Here is a 22,564-nt window from a genome sequence, read left to right on the forward strand (position 1 = left end):
GTATTACAAAAAAAAATAACACGTGCGAAGAAGTCTCTCATGTCTCGATTCATCTATTAACTTGTTTTTAATATTACAACTGGATGAAAGCGTTGTCAATCCATTTTCGAGGCAAAATTAATTTATATTCAATTTTTCTAACTCAAAACTCAAAAACTTTCAATTTTTTAACTTATAGAACTGCTAATTCATTGATATATAAATGACCTATCTCTGTTTCAATGGTCGCTTGAATACCATAGGGAAGTGTCGCTTTAGGTTCATTATGACCAAATGAAACATTTCCCAATACGATTAAATCTAAATGATGAATTTCTTTCAAAATTTTCTTGATGGCTTGATGATATTCCTCTTGATATACCCCATCATGTGGACGACCCACGATAAGTCCTTTAATCCGATCAAATATGCCCATTAATGCCCATGATCTTAACGATTCTTCAAACGACCACGGTTCTGAATGAACTTCACTCGTTTCAATAAATAAAATAGCGCCGTCAAAATGGGCTAGTTTCGGAAAATATCGTGTTCCTCGTAACTTATCTAGTGATTCAAAACAACCGCCAATGAGATGCCCCGTCACGCGTCCCTGTCCATTTAACACTTGAAAAGTTCTTGCAGGTAATTTTTCTCTTTCATAGTGACGTAATTGCTCATCCCATCGCAAACCAAATTTTCTAACGAAAGGTGTTGGATGCACTTGACCGAATGGCTTTGCATTTTGAATTAATTGAAAAAGCGCATCCATCGTGTATGCATCATTGCCACCATTTTCAGCGAAATCTGTCAACAAGGCAGGACCATAAAAAGTCGTTATCCCTAATTGATAGAGGTGGAGGTGTAATGCTGTTATATCAGAATAACCAATAAATATTTTAGGGTGTTGTTGAATGACTTCATCTTTTAAAAACGGAATAATTCTTACAGATTCATTGCCACCAATAGTGCATAAAATAGCTTTAACAGATTCATCCTCAAAAGCAGCCATAAGGGAGGATGCTCTTTCTTTAGGATGGGAATAATTCCATTCCAACCCATTTAATGCATTAGGCATGACTTTTACTTGATAGCCCATATCTTTAATACGACGTATCGCTTCATCTGTACGCCAACGAATCTGAGACTCTCCTGCGAGTCCAGAAGAAGGAGATACAATTGCGATCGTATCTCCTTGCTTTAGTTTAGGTGGTTTTAACATCATTTATTTCCCCCTTTATTCTATTTTTACCAAAGACGCTCTTCGCTTGTGGTCACGTACGTCGCGCCACTCTCAATCGCCTTTTCTATTTCTTCTTCTGTATTGATTAAACCTCCAGCAATCACTTTGACGCCTGTTTCATTATAAATACGCTTAATCACTTTATTAGCAATACCTGGGAGCACCTCTACATAATCAGGCTCAATACGTTGGATAAGTGCGATACTGCGTTCTAACGCTTGACTATCAATGATAAAGACACGAAATATCGTAATTACACCCAGTGACTTTGCTTTTTTAATGATTTTTGTTTTCGTGGAAACAATCCCTTTAGGCCGATAGGATTGGATAATGTATTCACAAGCAAACTCATCGTGACTCATGCCCTTAATCAAATCAATATGCACAAAGGGTTGTAAGTTATTTTGTTCAATTAACTGCATAAGGTTTTTTAAATGGCCAATATGTGTATCTAATAGGACACACGTTTCATAATCCGTGCGAATCAATTTTTCGAGACTTTTTACTGAGCGTATTGCAGGTAATATATTGGGATGCATAAGGGTCCTCCTCTATTGAATACGTTTAAACAAACGTTCCAGTTCGTAATTCGTAAAATTGATAATGATTGGACGCCCATGTGGACAAGTGAATGGATCTTCCATTTCTCTCAGTTGATCTATCAAATCTGCCATTTCGTGATTTTTTAAATAGTGATTAGCTTTGATTGATTTTTTACAACTCATCATAATCGCTAAGTCTTCTCTAAATTTTGCAATATTGAGCTTTTGGTGTTCCAATACGTAATGCACCATATCTTTAATCATTTCTTCGACGTCATCTTTAGGAAACCAAACTGGATAACTATTCACAATGTAATCATGCCCTCCAAAAGGCTCTAAAAAGATACCGGCACGTTGTAACTCGTCTTTATTTTCTTCAATAATGAACTGTTCATCTTTTGTAAAATTGAAAGTGAGAGGAATTAATAAGTTTTGATTTTCATTCTCCACTTCTCCAATTTTATCTCTAAAATATTCATATTTAATACGTTCTTGTGCAGCATGTTGATCTATAAGATACATGCCTTCATCATTTTGAGCGACAATATAAGTGCCATGGACTTGCCCAACGACTTCCATATATGGCACACGTCGTCGAAATGCATTCTTGCTTGTAGGAATGTCTTCTTGAGAAGTTGGCGCCTGATCATTTGAAGTTTCAACGCCCTCATCACTATCTTCCATCGCAGCGAGTACCTCCCGTTGCGTACGTTGATAATCTGTACCTGCAGACTCTTCAATTTGCGAAGACGTATCCGTTGTTGAATTTTCATTTGAAGTCGTCATCGCTGAAGACACCCTAGGTTCATTTGACTCATGTTCCTCTAAATGTTGCGGTATTGCAGAAGAACTATTCGAATTTTCATTGCTTTTCTCTTCTTCTAATCGCTCAGTTGATGAGCCATGCTGATTTTGCGTCGCTTCACGTTGGTCGAAAGCTAATTTTTGTTGTTCAAATTTTTCAAGTACTTTTTTAGGCTCGTATTTGCGACTCAAATCATTTTTAGGAATCAATATTTTATCTTTAAAGGCCGCTTGAATTTTTTCAACGATAAGCGCATATAACTGTTCTTCTTTAGACAGACGGACTTCAAGTTTCGTCGGATGCACATTTACATCCACTAAAATAGGGTCCATTTCAATGTTAATATACACAATTGGAAAACGCCCAATCATTAATAAGGTGTGATACCCTTCAACAACCGCTTTGTTCAATACAAAGTTTTTAATATAACGACCATTTATAAAAAGGGAAATGTAGTGGCGATTGCTTCGTGAATGTTCTGGTTTCGCTACAAATCCATGAATGTGATAATCACTCGTATCCCCTGAAATTTCAATGAGATCTTTCGCCACTTTCATTCCATATATTTCTGCCATGACCTCATTTGTACGTCCAGAGCCATTTGTTTGTAATAGCGTTTTACCATCATTTTTTAAAGACATGCGAATATGAGGGTGACTCATTGCCATTCGATTGACAATATCTGTAATTTTACCTAATTCTGTATATAAACTTTTTATATATTTTAAACGTGCGGGTGTATTATAAAATAGTGAAGCCACTTTTATATCTGTTCCACGTTTTGCTTTGGCTGGTTTTTGGTGAATGATTTCACCTTCTTCAGCATAGACTTCAAATCCTTCGACACCATCTGTAGAAGTTTGCAATGTGACTTTAGCCACTGATGCAATACTCGCAAGCGCTTCTCCTCGAAACCCTAATGTGCGTATATGAAATAAATCATCATCCTCAACAAGTTTACTTGTCGCATGTCTATGAAACACAAGTGCTAAATCATCTTGTTCGATACCTGAACCGTTATCTACTACCCGTATTTCTGCAATTCCAGATTCTTGAACTTCAATATTAATCTCCGAAGCGCCTGCGTCGATACTATTTTCTAACAACTCTTTTACGACAGAACTTGGTCGTTCAACAACTTCACCTGCTGCAATTTTATTCGCAAGAGAGGTATGCAAGGTTTTAATATGACCCATTGTCATCACCTTCTATTTATAATTTGTTTTGAAACTCACTTAATTTAACTAATGCTTCAATTGGGGTCATCTGAGATAAATTCAATTGTTTTATTTCTAGTTCTATTTCACTTTGTTCAGACGTGCTCTCAAATAAATCAAAAGTGGCCTGTTCGATTTTGGGTTCTTGTACTTTTGGTGGTTGTGTTTCGAAATCATCGTTTACAACTTCGAGATGTTTCGGATTTACCGATGGTTCAGAAGTTTGCGTTTTGGCATCCGCTTCAAAAGCTTCTAGGATGACTTGCGCTCGTTCAATGACTTGTTCTGGTAAAGCCGCAAGCTTTGCAACCTGAATTCCATAACTATGTTCCACTGCACCTGGTTTAACTTTGTGTAAAAATATAAGCTCTCCGTGATACTCATTTGCCGCAACATGGACATTTTTTAAACTCGGAAGTGCTTTTTCTAACTCTGTTAATTCATGATAGTGCGTTGAAAATAGCGTTTTTGCTTTGGACGTTTCAGCGACATATTCAATCATTGCTTGTGCAAGTGCTAAGCCATCATAGGTCGACGTGCCTCGACCGATTTCATCGAAAATAATTAAACTATTCGCTGTAGCATATTTCAGAGCATTTTGTGCTTCCAACATTTCAACCATAAATGTACTCTTACCTGAAACCAAATCATCCGCGGCACCAATCCTTGTGAAAATTTGATCAAATATAGGTAACGTTGCACTTTGACATGGGACAAATGCACCCATTTGCGCCATGATGCTAATAATGGCTACTTGACGCATATACGTTGATTTCCCTGACATGTTAGGCCCAGTAATTAAATAAATAAACTCATCTTTATCTAAATAACAATCATTCGGAACATAGTCATTATAATCCATGACACGCTCAACAACCGGATGGCGTGACTCTTTTAAATCAAGCGTTTGCGTTGTGCTAAATTGAGGTCGAACATAATTATAAGCTTGTGCTATTTCTGCAAAGCTTTGTAAACAATCAAGTTCTGATATCATTTTCGCTTGTTGTTGGAGACGCTCGGTAAATGTTTTGACATAATTTCTTAATTCCGTAAACAACGTATATTCTAATTCAACCGATTTTTCTTGCGCGCCTAAAATCATCGCTTCTTTTTCTTTCAACTCATCAGTAATGAAACGCTCCGCATTGGAAAGCGTTTGTTTTCTTTCATAACCATATTTTTCAGGATCAAATTGTGATAAATTGGCACGCGTGATTTCGATATAATAACCAAAGACTTTATTAAAACTAATTTTTAAAGATTTAATCCCTGTACGTTCGCGTTCTTTCATCTGAAGTTCCGCAAGCCATGTTTTTCCATTTCTTGAAGCATCTAAATATTCATCTAGTTGTGGATGATAGCCTTCTTTAAATAGGCCCCCTTCTTTAACGGACAGAGGCGGTTCATCAACTAAACTGTCTTGTAATGTTTGTAATAAGTCGTCGAGTGGTTCTAAGTCATTAAAATGCGCAATGGCCTTTGAGTCTATTGATTGAAGTAAGGCTTTAATATGTGGAATTTGTGCAATTGAATGTTTAAGTTGAACTAAATCTTTGGCATTGACATTTCCGAAGCTTACGCGCCCAACTAAACGTTCAATATCATAGACTTCTGTTAAATAATTTCTAAGCGTATCTCTTTCTATAAAATGATTTAAAAACTGATCCACAGCGTCATGACGTTGTTCAATATCCTCTTGTTGAATTAATGGGCGATCTATCCATTGTTTTAACCGTCTAGCACCCATTGGCGTTTTTGTTTTATCCATGAGCCATAACAACGTGCCCTTTTTCGATTTCAAACGGATACTTTCTGTTAATTCTAAATTTCGTTTTGCATAGAAATCCATTTTCATATAATCTAACGCTTGGTAGGTGATCACATCTTCTATATGAGATAAATCACGTTTTTGCGTCTCAAAAATATAATCTAACAAAATCTGGACAGCTTGGGCCATCAAAACATTTGAAATGGTATTGACTTTGTAATCTGTTTTTGAGATTGTTTCTCTAACTGTGACCGTTTCAGTAATCATACTAAACTGACGTTTCAAATGGTCTGTTAATGGTGCGTTGACCACAATTTCATTGGGCTGTATCGTTGTCACTTCATTGATCAACGTACTTTCATCTTCAAACTGCGTGACTTTCAATTCACCTGTGCTCACATCACAATAACTTAACGCATAACCCTCGTCTTTTATGAAACTTACAATATAGTTATTTTGAGTTTCATCTATGCCGCCCTTTTCCATTAATGTCCCGGGCGTGACCACACGGACAACTTCACGCTTTACCATACCTTTCACTTGGCGTGGGTCTTCCATTTGTTCACATATCGCAACTTTAAATCCATTTTGTATTAAAGTCTCTATGTAACCATCTGCGGAATGATAAGGCACTCCTGCCATTGGAATAGGATTTTCTTTTTTGGCATCACGTTTTGTTAACGTGATTTCGAGTACCCGTGAAGCCGTCACGGCATCATCATAAAACAATTCATAAAAGTCCCCTAATCGGAAAAAGAGTAGGGCATCTTGATGCTCAGATTTAATTTGTAAATATTGTTTCATCATTGGCGTGACATTTGTCATTTTTTCACTTTCCTTCTATTTCTCATCTCATAATGTAATTAGTTTAACAGATTTCCTTATCGGACTCGAATCATCGTCTGCAGTTTTTATGTATTTGATATTTTATAAAAAAAGAGATGGAGCCCCCATCTCTTTCATTTATTTTAATTTTCTTTTGGACTTGCTTAAATCCGGTAATTGATTTCGTTTTTTTAAAACGAGTAATAAAATATAACTGAGTGATGCTCCAACACAACTTGATAATAAAAACGTGGCCATTAAAGGTTTAATGGCTAGACTATCAAGGCCAAGTATCCAAGCGAGCGGTATACAAACCAAACTTCCGATAACACCAGTGCCAATCACTTCTCCAATTGATGCGACGAATAAATGACGATTCACATAATAAAATAAGCTAGCTAATAACACGCCAATCATACTTCCAGGAAAAGCAAAGGGCGTTCCGATTCCAAATAAGAGTCGAATCAATGAAGATAAAAAGGCTTGAGCCAGGCCAAACCACGGCCCTAATAGTACCGCACTGAGTACGTTTACAAAATGTTGAACAGGTGTTGCTTTAAACGGACCAATAGGAATGACAATAACTGTGCTCAATACGACATTAAGTGCAATAAATAAGGCAGTTAACGTCAATTTTTTTGTATTCATTGTCTCACTCCTCCTGATGTTGATCTGAACTTGGCAAATTGGAATCTCCTTGCAATCGATGGGCTAATGTATCAATCACAAGATGAAGAATCTCATTGGCTTCTTCTTGTGATTGTCTAAATTGCGTCACTATAGGATAAGCATCAATTTCAGATTGAATGTGCGCAATCGTATCTTCAGATTGACGATACGCTACTGGCTTATCATAATTTTGAAAGTTTACGGATTGTTTTTGATTTTGCTTTAAATCTTTCATATATTCAGCAATTTTCGAATGTTGATGAATTTGATGTTCAATTTGTTTATACTGCTGAATCACTTCTAAAGATTGTAAGTCTTGACTAATTTGTGTTGCCTGACTGAGAATTTCTTGGCGGTTGAACATTAAATCGTCACCATTTTAGGTTCAGCAACACCGACAAATTCCCCGTTTAAAGAAAATTGTTTCGCTTCAGTAATTTTTACATCGACAATTTTACCGATAACATCTTTAGGGGCACGGAAATTCACAAGTTTATTCTTTTCAGTATAACCTGCTAATACCGCTTCATCTTTTTTACTTGCACCTTCACATAAGACTTGAACGGTTTGCCCTTCATATTGTGATAAGGCACGTGCTGAATATTCACCTACAAGTCGGTTTAAACGTTGTAAACGTTCTTTTTTAACGTCAGTAGGTACATTATCTTTCATCTTGGCCGCTGGTGTACCATCACGTTGTGAATATAAATACGTATAGGCATGTTCAAAGCCAACTTCTTCATATAAAGTTAATGTTTCTACAAATTGTTCTTCTGTTTCATTTGGATAACCGACAATAATATCAGTCGTTAATGCAACATCTGGAATGGCTGTTTTAATTCGACGTACGAGATCCAAATAACTTTCACGAGAATATTTACGTCCCATGATTTTTAAGACTTGGTTATTTCCTGATTGTACTGGCAAATGAATGTGCGGTACGATGTTTCCACCTTTTGCGATGACTTCAATCATGCGATCAGTGAAATCCCATGGATGGCTCGTTGTAAAACGAACACGTGGAATATCAATTTTAGAAATATCCTCTAACAAATCACCTAAACCATACTCTAGATCTTCTAAATCTTTTCCGTATGAATTGACATTCTGGCCAAGTAAAGTAATCTCTTGATAGCCTTGTCGTGCCAAATCGCGTACCTCATCAATAATATCTTGCGGGCGACGGCTACGTTCTTTCCCTCTTGTAAACGGAACAATACAATAGGTACAGAATTTGTCGCAACCATACATAATATTTACCCATGCTTTAATGTGGCCATCTCTGACTTTAGGAAGGTTTTCGATAACGTCTCCTTCTTTTGACCAAACTTCGACAACCATAGCTTTTGAAAGATATGCTTCTTCTAAAATTTGAGGTAATCGGTGAATATTATGTGTTCCAAAAATCATGTCCACATTTTGATAAGATTTCAAAATTTTATTCACGACAGATTCTTCTTGTGACATACAGCCACACACACCAATTAAACAATCTGGGCGTTGTTGTTTAATATGTTTTAAATTTCCAATTTCACCAAACACTTTATTTTCAGCATTTTCGCGAATCGCACATGTGTTTAATAAAATAACATCCGCTTCATTGACATCTTCTGTAGGTGTATATCCTAATGCTGTGAAAATACCAGCCATGACTTCAGTATCATGCGCATTCATTTGACAACCATAAGTTTTTATTAAAAATGAGCGGCCTTTACCCATACCACGGTATTTTTCATCGATTTGGAAATCTCTATTGTAAGCCACTTCTTCTTTTCCACGTTTTTTGGCTTCTTTTAAATTTGGTGGCTGATAGACGTGTTCAAAGTATTTACTGTAATCTTTTTCTTTATCGTTTCGACGCGATAGCACATCTAGCGTGCCTGCTTTTCTTTGTTCTTCATTCACATGCAAAACCCTTTCTGCCCATATATCATTAGTACATTATATTAAAATTTGCGTAAAAGTGCAAAATGAAATTGTCATTCTAATGGCTCGCTTATCACGAGCAACACATCATTGTGTGTATCGCCAATTAAATTTTCTTTAGTCTTCAGCATCATATTTTTCAGTCAATGTCGACATACTTATACCTTCTGGGACATGATAAAATTTCACTTGGCTAATAATACTTTCAACTTCTAATTCTACCATGCGCTCATTCATTTTTTGTATTAAAATGAGCAACTCACTCATATCCCCTTCGACAGTCGTTTCAAGTGGACCTACGCGATAATTCAAACCAGAGGCATCAATCACTGCGATGGCTTCATCAACAAACGGAATGACGTCTTTACCAGGCGTGCTAGGGATTATCTGTATACTCATTAATGTATCAATCATTATGAACACCTCATTTTTAATTTAAAAAGCACTCATTTCTTAAATATTCTAAAATGAGTGCTTTTGATTATTATTATACAAATTGTTTCGTGAAGGATTCAAATTGGCTCGCATCTAGTTCTAAACTTTGATGAGCTAATGGTGTACTTTCAAAATCTTCAATTTGAGATTCATAAGAAGGTGTTTCTGTATCTTGATAAACAATACCTTTAATTAATGAATCATACTCTAAAACAGTTTGAATCGCTTGTTGTTTATTAGAAGTATCATAACCTTCAATCTCATCAAGGCTCGTTAGATGTTCTTTAAACCAATCATACGTGTTTATTTTATTGTAAGTAACACATGGCGAAAAAACATTTACAAATGAAAAGCCATCGTGTTGGATTGCATCTTCAATCATTTTTGTTAATCCTTTAATGTCATTTGAAAATCCTTGAGCTACAAATGTTGCCCCAGATGACAACGCTAATTCAAGCGGTGCGACATTTTGTTCGATATTGCCTTTAGGCGTCGTTTTCGTAATAAATCCGGGTGCTGAAGACGGTGAAGTTTGACCTTTAGTTAAACCATAAATTTGATTGTCCATGACGATATAAGTCATATTCATATTACGTCGTAATGCATGAATTGTATGTCCCATACCGATGGCATATCCATCGCCATCACCGCCAGAGGCAATGACTGTTAAATCTTTATTGGCCATTTTAACACCTTGAGCTAATGGTAAGGCGCGACCATGAATAGCATGGACCCCATAAGAATTCACATAACCAGATAAACGTCCTGAACAACCAATTCCAGTAATTAACGCCACATCTTCTGGCTCAAGACCGACATTCGCCGCTGCTTTTTGGATCGCAGCTTGTACTGAGAAGTCACCACATCCTGGACACCAATTGGGTTTGACATTATTTCTAAAATCTTTAAAAGTTGCCAATTAAACTCGCTCCTTTAATTGATTCACAATTTCTAAACCTTTTGTTTCAATTTCTTTTGGTAAAAACGGTGTACCATCATATTTCGTTTGTTTGATAAGTTTATCACCTAATTGAACATTCATCTTGATGATGTTTGCTAATTGCCCTTGATAGTTATGTTCAACAACGATGACTTTTTGGGCTTTATTCACTGCATTTTGCACTGTCTCTGTTGGGAACGGATGAAGTTGACGTATTTGCATATGCGCTGCAGTGTGTCCAGCATCTTTAATACGTTGTACGCCTTCTTCGATCGCTCCTTTTGTAGAAATAAATCCTATAAATAACACATCTACTTCTTCTTCAACTTGACCTTCTACAGGTGCTTCAATGAGGAGTTGTTCCGTTTTTTTCATTCGTTTATCCATTTGTGCTTGGCGATTATTCGCCGCTTCACTTGGTTTACCTTCTTCATTATGTTCCACACCTGTCACATGATGAATGCCCCCTTTAACGCCCGGTATTGGACGAGGAGAAACACCACTTTCAGTGAGAGCATAACGTTTAAAATAGGCTTTATCGTCAGCCTCTCTCTCGATATCTTCAGTAATTGTAGCACCACGACGAATTTCAACACGTTGATAATCTAAATTTGGCACTGTTTGTTTACCTAAAGAAAGTTGTAAATCACTTAATACAATCACTGGACATTGATATTCTTCAGCGAGGTTAAATGCTTCAACCGTTAAATAAAAAGCGTCTTCAGCATCCGTTGGTGCAAGTACAATCTTCGGAATATCTCCATGTGTACCATAAATCATTTGCATTAAATCTGATTGCTCTTGTTTTGTTGGCAAACCGGTTGATGGGCCTCCACGTTGCGTATTGACAATCACAAGAGGGGTTTCAGTCATTCCTGATAAACCAATCGCTTCCATCATTAATGACAACCCAGGACCTGCTGATGCTGTGAAAGCACGAACACCTGCATAATTAGCACCAATCGCCATAGTTGCTGCAGCAATTTCATCTTCTGTTTGAATCACTGTGCCATTCACTTTTGGTAAATTATCTATCATATATTCCATAATTTCAGATGCAGGCGTTATAGGATAGGCTGCCATAAAACGGGAGCCCCCAGTGATGGCGCCTAAACCGATAGCATCATTACCTATCATATAAAGATGAGGTGCGCCACTACCTTCTTCAAGAATGAAATCACCTGTGATATTTTCATGTTGCTCTGACATCACACGATAGCCTTCATTTAATGCTTCAATATTTAATTGAACAACCTTTTCCCCTTTTTTCTCAAACATGTTTTGAATCAACGTTTCAAATGTCTCTGTTTGAAGTTGCATAAGTGCAGCTGTTGCACCAATTGCCACCATATTTTTCATTAAAGGTGTCCCTAGCTCTTTCGCTATCTCAGTAAAAGGCAAAACAATAAATTGCGCTTTACAATCTTCAGGTTTTTCTGGTTTCGCTTTACTGTCAGCTAATATTACACTGTCTTCACGCATCTCATGATGGTTTAATACAATCGTTTCTTGATCAAATGCGATTAAAATATCTAAATCATCACTAATTGCATGAACAGGTGTAGTAGAGACACGAATTTTATTATTTGTATGGCCACCTTTTATGCGGCTAGAAAAATGTCGGTAACCATATAGATAATATCCTTTTCGGTTCATCGCTGTCGCAAAGATTTCACCTGTCGATTCAATCCCTTCACCTTGTTGACCGCCGACTTTCCATGATACTTGTGCTTTCATTTAAATGAGCCTCCTACACGTTTAAATTCATTTAATATCATATCAAAATAACCCATGATTTGCCTCTACAAATCATGGGTTTGTTAAAAATTCATACTAATGGACGATACGTTTAATGAAACGGATGATCTTCATTGATTAAAATTCTTGAAATGGCTTTCGCTGTTCCATCTTGCTTTAAATCAATTACCACACCTGACAATACCCCACGTCCTTCATCTGGAACCACGTGTCTTTGAGGGAGACTCGTAATAAAGCGTTTGATTACTTCATCTTTATTAATTCCTAAAATCCCGTCATAAAAACCCGTCATCCCTACATCGGTAATATAAGCGGTTTGCTTTGGTAAAATGCGCTCATCTGATGTTTGGATATGTGTATGTGTACCCACAACCGCACTGACACGTCCGTCTAAATACCATCCCATTGCATATTTTTCGGACGTTGTTTCAGCGTGAAAATCAACAAAAATAAAATCAGTTTCTTTTTTCGCCTCTTCAATTAATTGGTCTGCAATTTTAAAAGGGTCATCAATCATGGGCATAAAACTTCTACCTTGAAGATTGATGATGGCTAATTTTTTATCATTTAAATTGATAATTCTCATACCGACACCAGGGGCTTCACTTGGAAAATTAGCGGGTCTTACAAGACGTGTAGCATCATCAATGAATTCATATATTTCCCGCTGCCCATAAGTGTGATTTCCCATTGTCATAAAATCGACACCTTGTCTCAATAACTGTTTATATATTTTTTCAGTTAGTCCTTTACCATGCGCAGCATTTTCAGCGTTCACAATTGTCACTGTTGGACGATAATGTTGTTTTAATTGCGGAAGGGCTTCTTCTAGCGTTTGACGCCCAATTTTACCTACAATGTCACCAATAAATAGTAATCTCATTCAATAAGTATCCTCTCTAATTCAAGCTAAATCTCGCTTGCATCTCTACTATTTAATTTTAACGGGTTCACTGTACATGTCAACAACTCCCATTATAAACACTTGTTACGGTTTGATATATAAGAGACGCATCGCATTCAAGCCGACTAATAATGTGGCACCCATATCTGAAAAAATAGCAATCCATAACGTTAACCATCCTGGTATGACGAGTAATAACGCAGCTACTTTAAGACCAATTGCGATGAGGATATTGATTTTAATAATACGCATTGTTAAACGACTTAATCGGAATGTGTAAGGAATTTTAGTTAAATCATCACTTAATATCGCAATATCCGCTGTCTCCACTGCTGTATCCGTACTTGCTGCACCCATAGAGAGACCTACATTTGCCTTAGCAAGTGCTGGCGCATCATTCACACCGTCTCCTATCATGGCAACATGTGTGTACTCACGTTGTAACGATGTCACTCTTGCTTGTTTATCTTCTGGAAGTTGCTGTGCTTTGAAATGTGTGACACCAACCTCATGTGCAATCGCTTTTGCGGTTTGTCCATTATCACCTGTCAACATTTCTAAATGTTGCACACCCAGTTTGAGTAATTTTTGACAGCTGTTAAAAGCTTCTGGACGGATTTGATCGTTTATTGCGATGAGTGCAACAATGCGTGTCTCTTTTGAAACTAACACCACAGTGTGACCTTGCGTTTCATACACTTTAACACGTTCCTGCCAATGTGGCGTCATTTCGGTTTCAAAATATTGTGGTTTTGCCGCCATAAAAGAGGCATTTTGAATCTTGGCCGAGACACCTACACCCGTTAAAGAGTGGAACTTTTGAACGTCTTCATTCAGAGGTAGCGCTTTATCTTGAATATAAGTAACAATTGCCCGAGCGATGGGATGGTCTGACATATTTTCAATCGTTCCAATTTGGCGAAGTAATTCATCTTTGTTGTCTAACTCATCATCAAACTCAATATGCGTGACTTTGGGTTGACCCTGTGTCAATGTCCCTGTTTTATCAAAAATGATAGCTTTAACTTGGCTCAGTTGCTCTAAATGTATGCCACCTTTAATTAAGACGCCTTGTTTTGCGGCATTACTAATACTCGAAATAATCGCTATAGGTGTCGCAATGACAAGAGCACAAGGACAACCAATAACTAAAACTGAAAGGCCTTGATACAACCAAGTATGCCACTCTGCCTGCCATAATAGAGGAGGCAATATCATAACCATAACAGCGATGATAATAATGATTGGGGTATAATATTTAGCAAATTTTTCAATAAGTGCTTGCGCTGGAGCCTGATTCACCTGTGCCTGTTCCACGAGTTGTATCATTTTAGATAAAGTGGTTTCATTAGATTGTTTCGTTACACGAACTTCTAGAACGCCGCTTTCATTTAAAGTTCCCGCAAACACTTCATCACCTTGTCCCTTATCTACAGGAATAGACTCACCTGTTATTGCGGATTGATTAATACTAGAAGCCCCATTGATAATGATTCCGTCTAATGGCACTTTTTGCCCAGGTTTAATATATATGATGTCATTCACATGGATATCTTCTACAGGAATCTCTTCAATCTCCTGTTGATTCATCCGATATGCGGTGTCTGGTGCAATGGACATTAAAGATTTCATGGATTGTCTGGCTTTGTTCATCGTAAATGCTTCTAAAGCTTCACTTAATGCAAACAAAATGACGACCACTGCCACTTCGCCCCATTCTCCAATGAGCGCACCACCAACAACTGCAATTGTCATCAAGGAATGCATGTCAAATTCAAAATGAATGAGATTTTTAAAACCTTGGATAAGTAGTGATGCCCCGCTTATTAAAATTGATGTTAAAAATAGCAAAATAGTAATGAGGTGTGTTTCTCCAGCGGTGTATTTTGCAATATAGCCTAGCACAACAAGAAGTGTCGCAAAACAAATAGGATAGTGATGATGATAAAAAGCGATGACTTTTTGCCACCATTTTTCATTCAGAGTGGCACTTTCTTCCTCCGTTTGAACAGCAGTCTTGGTTTCTAACTTCACATCTAAATTTTCGAATGCGCCCGCTTTGTTAAGTTCCTCAATTGTAGGATCTCCCGTCACATAAATTTTAGAGGCTCCAAAATTAACGGTCGCCTTTTCTACTGACGGCAATTGGTTCAATTTCCGCTCAAATTTATTCGCACAATTCGCACATGAGAGGCCTACAACATCATACGTTTTCTGTTGATCCATTGGCAGTCACTTCTTCCTTATGTTCTATAGACACAAGCATAATTTGTCTAATATGTTCATCATAAATGCGATAAAAAGCACGTTTGCCCTCTTTACGATAAGTTACAATCCCGTTGTTATATAGGACACGTAAATGATGTGAGGCATTCGCAACTGTAATGTTCAGTAATGTCGCAATATCGCACACACACAATTCATCATGAATACAAAGCGCATAAGTCATTTTAGCGCGGTTTAAATCGGCAATGCTCTTAAACATTTGACTGACTTCATTTATCGGGGCTTGGTGAATCGCAACTTGTGCGTCAGAAATTTTTGTTTCGTCAATTGACCATAACTCACATGTAGGTATTTCCTTAACCACTTTCTTCACCTCTTATTCAAGTATGTATTTGAATATAGTATAATGAAACCAGAATAAACATTCAAGTAAAGACTTGAATAATAATTTATGATTTAAAACATTAAGAGTGGGTAAACTATTAAAAGAAAGTGAATAATGTATACTCTTTATTACTATTTGTTTGCTTTTTCAAATCAATATATAGGAGTTGTAAAATTATTTATGTCCATTTCAATTGATCCCGAAAAATTTGCAGAACTTGTTGTTGGGGCGAATCCTTCTAAAAAAGAGAACCCTGAAGACATTGCGAAAGACAGTATCGATATATATATTCATGCCTATCGTTTAGCAGAAAAATATACCAACATCTCCTCAAATTGTTACGATACTGCAGGGGCATTAAAAGAATTACATGAAACTGAATTGAACTTAAGTCATTAAAATGCGAGTTTTACCTTATTAGGTCTCACATATAAAAAAGCAATGTTACTTCGCGTAACATTGCTTTTTATTATTTTGCATACTCTATTGCTCTCGTCTCACGTACGACTGTCACTTTGATATGACCTGGATATTGTAATTCATCTTCAATTTGGTTTTTGATGTCTCTTGCTAAACGATGGGCTTTCAAATCATCGATATCCTCAGGTGAAACCATCACACGTATTTCACGGCCTGCTTGGATAGCAAATGCTTTATCAACGCCATCGTAACTTTCAGAAATGCGTTCAAGTCGTTCTAAACGTTTAATATAATTTTCTAATGTTTCTTTTCTTGCACCTGGTCTTGCTGCTGATAGAGCATCTGCAGCTGCAACTAAAATAGAAATAATTGACGTCGGCTCAACATCACCATGATGAGAATGAATCGCATTAATCACCGTTTCAGATTCACCATATTTTTTCGCCAATTCGACACCGATTTCTACGTGACTGCCTTCAACTTCATGGTCAATCGCTTTACCAACATCATGCAGAAGTCCTGCTCGTTTTGCGAGTGTCACGTCTTCATCAAGTTCGGCAGCCAACATACCAGATAAGTAAGCCACTTCAATGGAGTGTTTAAGCACATTTTGACCATAGCTTGTACGGTAATGCATACGACCTAATATTTTAACTAAATCTGGATGCATATTATGAATATTTAATTCAAATGTCGCTTGTTCACCTGCATCACGTATAATTTCATCAACATCTCGACGTGCTTTTTCAACCATATCTTCAATACGCCCCGGATGAATGCGTCCATCAGATACGAGATTAATTAAAGCAGTTTTAGCAATTTCTCGCCGTATTGGATCAAATCCAGATAAAATCACTGCTTCTGGCGTATCATCGATAATCAAATCAATACCTGTCAATGTTTCAAGGGTACGTATGTTACGGCCTTCACGACCGATGATACGACCTTTCATTTCGTCATTAGGTAAATTCACCACAGAAACCGTTGATTCTGAAGTATGATCAGCAGCAAAACGTTGAACTGCGGTTGCAAGTAATTCTTTCGCTTTTTGATTGACTTGTTCTTTTGCTTCGTTTTCTTTTTCTTTAACCAATATTGCAATATCTTGTGACAACTCATTTTCAACACGCGCCAATTGTTCTTGTCGTGCTTCTTCTTGAGTGAGACCGGAGATGCGTTCTAGTTCTTGTTCGTGCTTCATTATTATAGATTGAACACTACTCTCTTTTGCATCTACGTGTTGTTGTCTTTCTTCAAGTTTAGATTCTTTTTGCTCTAAAATCTCATCCTTTTTATCTAAAAGATCAGATTTCCGCTCCAAGTTCTCTTCTTTTTGAAGAAGTCGGGATTCCTGCCTTTGAAGTTCACCACGTCGTTCTCTAAGCTCGCTATCAGCGCGTTCTCTTAGAATTTGGTTTTCTTCTTTAGCTTCAATCAACTTTTCTTTTTTGAGATTCTCTGCTTCTTTATTGGCTTGTTCAATAATATCGTCGGCAGTATTTCGTGCTTGAATCTGCTTTTGATGTATTAAATATTGGGCAAACAGATACCCTACAACAACTCCTAGAATGATACCCAGCAAAATGAGTAAGAGGCTTAATAAATTCACACAAACACCTCCTTTTTCTAGGATTTGGTACTGTATGTCAATAAATCTATAAGATTATAAGAATAAAAATAAGGACCATACAAGTTCAATTGTACGTTTTGAACAATGAAAAATCAAGGTTTGTGCCATTAACCGTCTCAACAAATTTTGATAAATTAGTTTAATTTATCAAATAGAGAAAACACGTTGATTTATTCTAAAATACAAATGTAATGATTGTCAGATTAAATTAAGCAGAAAGTATAAATATTCATTTAATATATACTTTTAAATTCTTTATAAAGAATAAATTAATCTTCCTGTTGAAAAACAGGTTTGTCTATTAACGAAACAGATTTTGAACAATAATATTAGAATTGATGTAGGTGGATGATAAAATCCCTCTTACCGACGATTTTACTCATTTAAGTCGTTTTAAAATAGCCATCAAAATTTATCTCGTCGTAAATTTTGATGGCTTTCTCACTTGAGGTTGGCACGATGCGCCAACCCGGTTCTATTTATATCAAATTGTGTTTTTCATTAAATTGACGATGTAGCGATTATTCGTCAAAAAGTGTTTGAGGTGAATCAGCTTCGTTTTCATCAACGTCGCCATCGAAAATGCCCAACTTCTCACGCAACTTACGATCGATTTCATCTTCAAGTTCAGGATGCTCTTTCAAGAACATTTTAACATTTTCTTTACCTTGACCCATACGTTCACCATTGTAAGAATACCAAGCACCTGATTTATCAACGATGTCATATTCCACACCTAAGTCTATAAGTTCACCTTCACGTGAGATACCTTGTCCATACATGATATCTACTTCTGCGACCTTAAACGGAGGTGCTACTTTATTTTTAACAACTTTGATTTTTGTACGATTTCCCACAATGTCTTGACCTTGTTTTAATTGTTCAGCACGACGTACCTCTAGACGAACAGAACTATAGAATTTTAAGGCGCGGCCCCCAGGTGTTGTTTCAGGGTTACCAAACATCACACCGACTTTTTCACGAATTTGGTTAATAAAAATAGCTGTTGTATTTGATTTTGAAATAGCTGCTGATAATTTACGTAGTGCTTGAGACATTAATCGCGCTTGTAAACCAACGTGCGTATCTCCCATTTCACCTTCAATTTCAGCTTTTGGTGTTAATGCTGCAACAGAGTCAACGATAATGATATCTACAGCACCACTTCGTACAAATGCTTCTGCAATTTCAAGACCTTGCTCACCATGGTCAGGCTGAGATAAATATAAATTATCAATATCTACACCAAGTGCCTGAGCATATACTGGATCCAAAGCATGCTCAGCATCAATAAATGCTGCAACTCCACCATTTTTTTGAACTTCTGCGATTGCATGGAGAGCAACCGTTGTTTTACCTGAGCTTTCTGGGCCGTACACTTCTATAATACGACCTTTAGGATAACCACCTACTCCAAGTGCATGGTCCAAAGTGACTGAGCCACTTGAAACACTTGAAACACGGCGATCTTTATTTTCTCCAAGTTTCATTACGGCACCTTTACCGAATGATTTTTCCATATTTTTAATTACTGTATCGAGTGCTTTTTGACGTTCATTATCCAATTGAGGACCCCCTATAAATATAGTTTCCTTTAGTATTTATCTCTACTATACATGGTAAAAAAAGAAAATACAAGCATTTTGCGAATATTTGTTCGCTATTCACCAACGCATTATATTTATAAAAGCGAACATTTGTGCTTATTTTTTTGTGAAAATCACCTGTTCACCCATGATTTTTTAACCAATTCAACCATTCTATCATGATATAATTCGAACTGCGCTCTCTCATTTGCAAATGTTGATCTGAAACATAAAAATAAACTACATGTACTGCATTACCTTTTAAAAAGCAAACGTAAACTTTGTTGTTTTCACTCAACAAACTGATGGCCATCTCGCTATCATATAAAGATTGGACGAAATATGCACTTTGTCGTAACCGATTTTCGATTGTCTCAGAAGAATCAATAAAAGCAGAATGATGTAGCATATACCCTTTTACATTCTGTTGGGTATCTACTTGTTTAAGTCTTAAATTTAAAGCCCCTTCTGTCACTCCATCATATAACGCTAAAGACTGTGTTGCCTCAGCTAATACGCGTGCTTCAAGTGTTGTGTCATTAGACCCATAATAATATTGTCCTACTCTTTTTAATATCTCATTTTTCACTGGCTCAATTATTTGTTGACACGCTTCGAGCGAGGCACCATTAGCGGTTAAACGAATAGTCACTTCATGAGTCCCAGCTAAAGGCGCAATCGTTGGGTTAGACTGCTCAGAAATTAAATCGTTGAGTTCTGTCTCAAGTTGAGATTCACCAATTCCGGCAAAGCGTAAAACTTCTGAAAAAATAGTCCCATTTGTATGGGAAAAATGAGGCATCATATATTGGTTGACCATCGGTTTCAATTCTTTAGGTGGACCAGGCAGAAGCACAATTTTTTTGTTTTCATTTTCTACAATCATCCCCGGAGCCATCCCCACATCATTGTTAAGCACTTGAGCGCCTTCAATCACCAATGCTTGTTGTTTGTTATTTGGCGTCATCACTTGATGTTGCTCACTAAAGTAACGTTCAATATTTTCTAAGGCAGCTTGATCTATGATTAGCTTTCTTCCTAAAACATCTGCCACGGATTGTTTCGTGAGGTCATCTTTTGTCGGGCCCAATCCTCCAGTTAAAATAATTCCGTCATAATTCTGCATTGCGCGTTTTAACACAGATTGCAACCGCTCTTGATTATCTCCAACAACAACATGCTCTAAAACATGATGCCCCGCCGCATTTAGAACTTGTGATAAATATTGCGCATTCGTATTTGCTATTTGTCCAAGCAATAACTCAGAACCTACACCAATAATACAAACTTTCATACCCAAAATCCCCTTGATTATTTTTTGATAACAAAACCTCTAATGTGTGATGGTGAAAAGGGCAAAAGCCTTCAACACATACTGTGCATTAGAGGTCGATAATCCATTATTTTTTATCTTGTAAGAAAACATCTTTTCCTTTGTAAAAGTACTCAATACCTGACAATACTGTAAAGAAAACACCGATATATAGTAAAACTTGACCTAATGAAAAACCAATCCACTGACTCAAAGGATCACCTAATAGTAGAAAGATAAGTGCCACCATAGTCACGGCAGTTTTGATTTTTCCTAATTGTCCTGCGGCACTTACAAACCCTTGTTCGATTTGTAACAAACGTAAGCCTGTGACTGCAAATTCACGTGCAATAATGATAACTGCAACGACAGAGTTCGTTAATCCTAACTGTACAAGGACAATTAAAGCAGCGGATACAAGCAATTTGTCTGCTAACGGGTCTAAAAATTTTCCCATATTCGTGACAAGTTGCCATTTTCTAGCTAGGTACCCATCCACCCAGTCACTGACTGAAGCTAATATAAAAATGATACCACTAATTAAAAATTCAATTCGAATGGACATGCCACCCAAAAACGAAATGTGTCCCATGCCAAAATCAACTAGTGCAAAAAGCATAAATATTGGGATTAAAATGACACGGAATAATGTAATCTGATTAGGTAGATTCATATGTATTTCCTCTTTTCATAAACTCATTCCATGATTGTTATTATAGCACAAGAGAAAGTATGGCCCAAAGCACACTTGTAACAAAAAATGTTCCTGCAATCAGAGCCAGTAAATATTTAGGTTCTTTGGTTGATGTAGTCAGTGTATAAGCATCAGGGTTTTGATGTAATTGATTTAAGAGTGCTTGTGCATGATTATATGAAGGAGGCAACTCATCTTCATGATCCGCCATTAATGCTTTCGCATCCATATTCACTGCGTGTGCATATTTTTGAATAAAGCCTTTTGCATATTCAGGTTGATTCAGTGATTCAAAATTGTTATTTTCAAGATGAATTAAAGTTTCTCTTTGAATATGTGTTCGTTTTTCTAATTCCGATAACGTTAAACCCATCCGTTCTCGTCTTCCTTGTAACACTTTACCTATATGCTTCAACTGTGCTCCTCCTTAAAATGGTTTAAATCCATCTCCAAAACCGTCTCCAAAGCCTCCAAAACCGTCACCGAAACCACCAAATTCATCACCAAAGTTGAGATTATTTTTACTTTTCACTGTTTTCTTTTTCATTTCGTCATATTCGATTTTTTGATTTTCTTCTGCACGCAATTCAATAATATAATCAAAATCGTCCATGACGTAATCACTGGCTTCTACAAATAAATCTGGGTGTTCGACCACTTTAACAGAAGGCAATGTCATCACTTCTCGAACGAGTTCTTGATGTTTAGGATTTCTTTCTCTTGCCGTCACGGCCCCATCTATAATATAAACATGGTCTTTATCGTACTCCCCTTTAATTAAAGAACTTCTTACAGTTTGTTTAATTAAAGTCGAGCTAATGAACAACCATTTTTTGTGGGCTGATACACTTCCAGCGACGATAGATTCTGTTTTGCCGACGCGTGGCATCCCACGAATACCAATCAGTTTATGCCCTTCTTCTTTGAATAATTCCGCCATAAAATCTACCAGTAAACCTAAGTCGTAACGTTCAAAGCGAAAAATTTTCTTATCATATTTATCTTGTTTAATATAGCGGCCATGTCTTACAGCCAAACGGTCTTTTAATTCTGGCTCACGTAACACACGTAAAGAGATGTCATCAATTTCTTGTAATAGGGTCTCAAATCGTTTTACTTTTTCTTCACTATCTGATTTGATGATAAATGCGCGACGAGAATTATCTATACCATTAATCGTACCAATATTAATTCCCATCATCCCTAGTAAACTTGAAACGTCACCAAGCAATCCTTCACGGTTAATATTAATCTCGTATTCTAAGTACCACTCTTTTTTTTCTTTTACTTGTGTCATCACTTT

Annotated in this window: 20 protein-coding genes; 1 reads left to right on the plus strand and 19 read right to left on the minus strand. The window is 36.9% G+C overall.

What is annotated here, in order from left to right; translation table 11 throughout:
- Nucleotides 1-172: 172 nt before the first annotated feature.
- From PYW36_RS07065 to PYW36_RS07125, 13 genes are all read right to left on the minus strand, one after another.
- Nucleotides 173-1,201 carry a S66 family peptidase gene (locus tag PYW36_RS07065; RefSeq protein ID WP_308446699.1) on the minus strand — a complete coding sequence of 343 codons (1,029 nt, stop codon included), beginning with the start codon at nt 1,199-1,201 and terminating at the stop codon, nt 173-175.
- Between the two features lie 23 nt (nt 1,202-1,224).
- Nucleotides 1,225-1,758 (minus strand): glycerol-3-phosphate responsive antiterminator, encoded by a 534-nt coding sequence (locus tag PYW36_RS07070; RefSeq protein ID WP_103158845.1) that lies wholly within the window; start codon nt 1,756-1,758, stop codon nt 1,225-1,227.
- Nucleotides 1,759-1,770: 12 nt separating this feature from the next.
- Nucleotides 1,771-3,762 (minus strand): DNA mismatch repair endonuclease MutL, encoded by a 1,992-nt coding sequence (mutL, locus tag PYW36_RS07075; RefSeq protein ID WP_037573425.1) that lies wholly within the window; start codon nt 3,760-3,762, stop codon nt 1,771-1,773.
- A 16-nt stretch (nt 3,763-3,778) separates the two neighbouring features.
- A complete protein-coding gene (gene mutS, locus PYW36_RS07080) occupies nt 3,779-6,376 on the minus strand; it encodes a DNA mismatch repair protein MutS (RefSeq protein WP_103158846.1) in 2,598 nt (865 codons plus the stop codon).
- A 138-nt stretch (nt 6,377-6,514) separates the two neighbouring features.
- Entirely contained in the window at nt 6,515-7,024 is a 510-nt protein-coding gene (gene thiW, locus PYW36_RS07085) for an energy coupling factor transporter S component ThiW (protein ID WP_037573420.1), read from the minus strand.
- Nucleotides 7,025-7,028: 4 nt separating this feature from the next.
- On the minus strand, nt 7,029-7,409 hold the full coding sequence (locus PYW36_RS07090) for a YlbF family regulator (RefSeq protein ID WP_037573418.1): 381 nt from the start codon (nt 7,407-7,409) through the stop codon (nt 7,029-7,031).
- Nucleotides 7,409-8,950, minus strand: a complete 1,542-nt coding sequence (miaB, locus tag PYW36_RS07095) for a tRNA (N6-isopentenyl adenosine(37)-C2)-methylthiotransferase MiaB (RefSeq protein ID WP_103158847.1) — start codon at nt 8,948-8,950, stop codon at nt 7,409-7,411. Before miaB ends, PYW36_RS07090 begins: the two co-directional genes overlap by 1 nt.
- A 138-nt stretch (nt 8,951-9,088) precedes the next feature.
- Nucleotides 9,089-9,385 (minus strand): thiamine-binding protein, encoded by a 297-nt coding sequence (locus tag PYW36_RS07100; protein ID WP_037573414.1) that lies wholly within the window; start codon nt 9,383-9,385, stop codon nt 9,089-9,091.
- 73 nt (nt 9,386-9,458) lie between these two features.
- Nucleotides 9,459-10,325 (minus strand): 2-oxoacid:ferredoxin oxidoreductase subunit beta, encoded by an 867-nt coding sequence (locus PYW36_RS07105; RefSeq protein ID WP_037573413.1) that lies wholly within the window; start codon nt 10,323-10,325, stop codon nt 9,459-9,461.
- Nucleotides 10,326-12,083: a 2-oxoacid:acceptor oxidoreductase subunit alpha gene (locus tag PYW36_RS07110; protein ID WP_103158848.1), complete on the minus strand. Its 1,758-nt coding sequence runs from the start codon at nt 12,081-12,083 to the stop codon at nt 10,326-10,328.
- A 112-nt stretch (nt 12,084-12,195) separates the two neighbouring features.
- Nucleotides 12,196-12,987: a TIGR00282 family metallophosphoesterase gene (locus PYW36_RS07115; RefSeq protein WP_037573411.1), complete on the minus strand. Its 792-nt coding sequence runs from the start codon at nt 12,985-12,987 to the stop codon at nt 12,196-12,198.
- A gap of 105 nt (nt 12,988-13,092) precedes the next feature.
- Nucleotides 13,093-15,234, minus strand: a complete 2,142-nt coding sequence (locus PYW36_RS07120) for a heavy metal translocating P-type ATPase (RefSeq protein WP_103158849.1) — start codon at nt 15,232-15,234, stop codon at nt 13,093-13,095.
- A complete protein-coding gene (locus PYW36_RS07125; RefSeq protein ID WP_103158850.1) occupies nt 15,212-15,598 on the minus strand; it encodes an ArsR/SmtB family transcription factor in 387 nt (128 codons plus the stop codon). The genes PYW36_RS07120 and PYW36_RS07125 overlap by 23 nt, the downstream gene beginning before the upstream one ends.
- A 201-nt stretch (nt 15,599-15,799) precedes the next feature.
- On the opposite strand from PYW36_RS07125, the gene PYW36_RS07130 reads away from it, so the two are divergent.
- Complete coding sequence (locus PYW36_RS07130; protein WP_037573959.1) at nt 15,800-16,018, plus strand: hypothetical protein; 219 nt, start codon at nt 15,800-15,802, stop codon at nt 16,016-16,018.
- Between the two features lie 70 nt (nt 16,019-16,088).
- On the opposite strand, the gene rny is transcribed toward PYW36_RS07130, so the two are convergent.
- From rny to PYW36_RS07160, 6 genes are all read right to left on the minus strand, one after another.
- Nucleotides 16,089-17,648: a ribonuclease Y gene (gene rny / locus PYW36_RS07135; RefSeq protein ID WP_103158851.1), complete on the minus strand. Its 1,560-nt coding sequence runs from the start codon at nt 17,646-17,648 to the stop codon at nt 16,089-16,091.
- Between the two features lie 542 nt (nt 17,649-18,190).
- Nucleotides 18,191-19,234 carry a recombinase RecA gene (recA, locus tag PYW36_RS07140; RefSeq protein WP_037573405.1) on the minus strand — a complete coding sequence of 348 codons (1,044 nt, stop codon included), beginning with the start codon at nt 19,232-19,234 and terminating at the stop codon, nt 18,191-18,193.
- A 163-nt stretch (nt 19,235-19,397) separates the two neighbouring features.
- Nucleotides 19,398-20,549, minus strand: a complete 1,152-nt coding sequence (locus PYW36_RS07145; protein WP_103158692.1) for a CinA family nicotinamide mononucleotide deamidase-related protein — start codon at nt 20,547-20,549, stop codon at nt 19,398-19,400.
- Between the two features lie 106 nt (nt 20,550-20,655).
- Nucleotides 20,656-21,240, minus strand: coding sequence for a CDP-diacylglycerol--glycerol-3-phosphate 3-phosphatidyltransferase (pgsA, locus tag PYW36_RS07150; RefSeq protein WP_037573398.1), 585 nt, complete (start codon nt 21,238-21,240; stop codon nt 20,656-20,658).
- A 40-nt stretch (nt 21,241-21,280) separates the two neighbouring features.
- A complete protein-coding gene (locus PYW36_RS07155; RefSeq protein ID WP_103158691.1) occupies nt 21,281-21,676 on the minus strand; it encodes a helix-turn-helix domain-containing protein in 396 nt (131 codons plus the stop codon).
- A gap of 12 nt (nt 21,677-21,688) precedes the next feature.
- Nucleotides 21,689-22,558, minus strand: a complete 870-nt coding sequence (locus PYW36_RS07160; RefSeq protein ID WP_037573391.1) for a DUF3388 domain-containing protein — start codon at nt 22,556-22,558, stop codon at nt 21,689-21,691.
- Nucleotides 22,559-22,564 lie beyond the last annotated feature (6 nt).

The sequence above is a fragment of the Staphylococcus chromogenes genome (genome assembly GCF_029024625.1).
GTDB classification, from domain to species: Bacteria; Bacillota; Bacilli; order Staphylococcales; family Staphylococcaceae; genus Staphylococcus; species Staphylococcus chromogenes.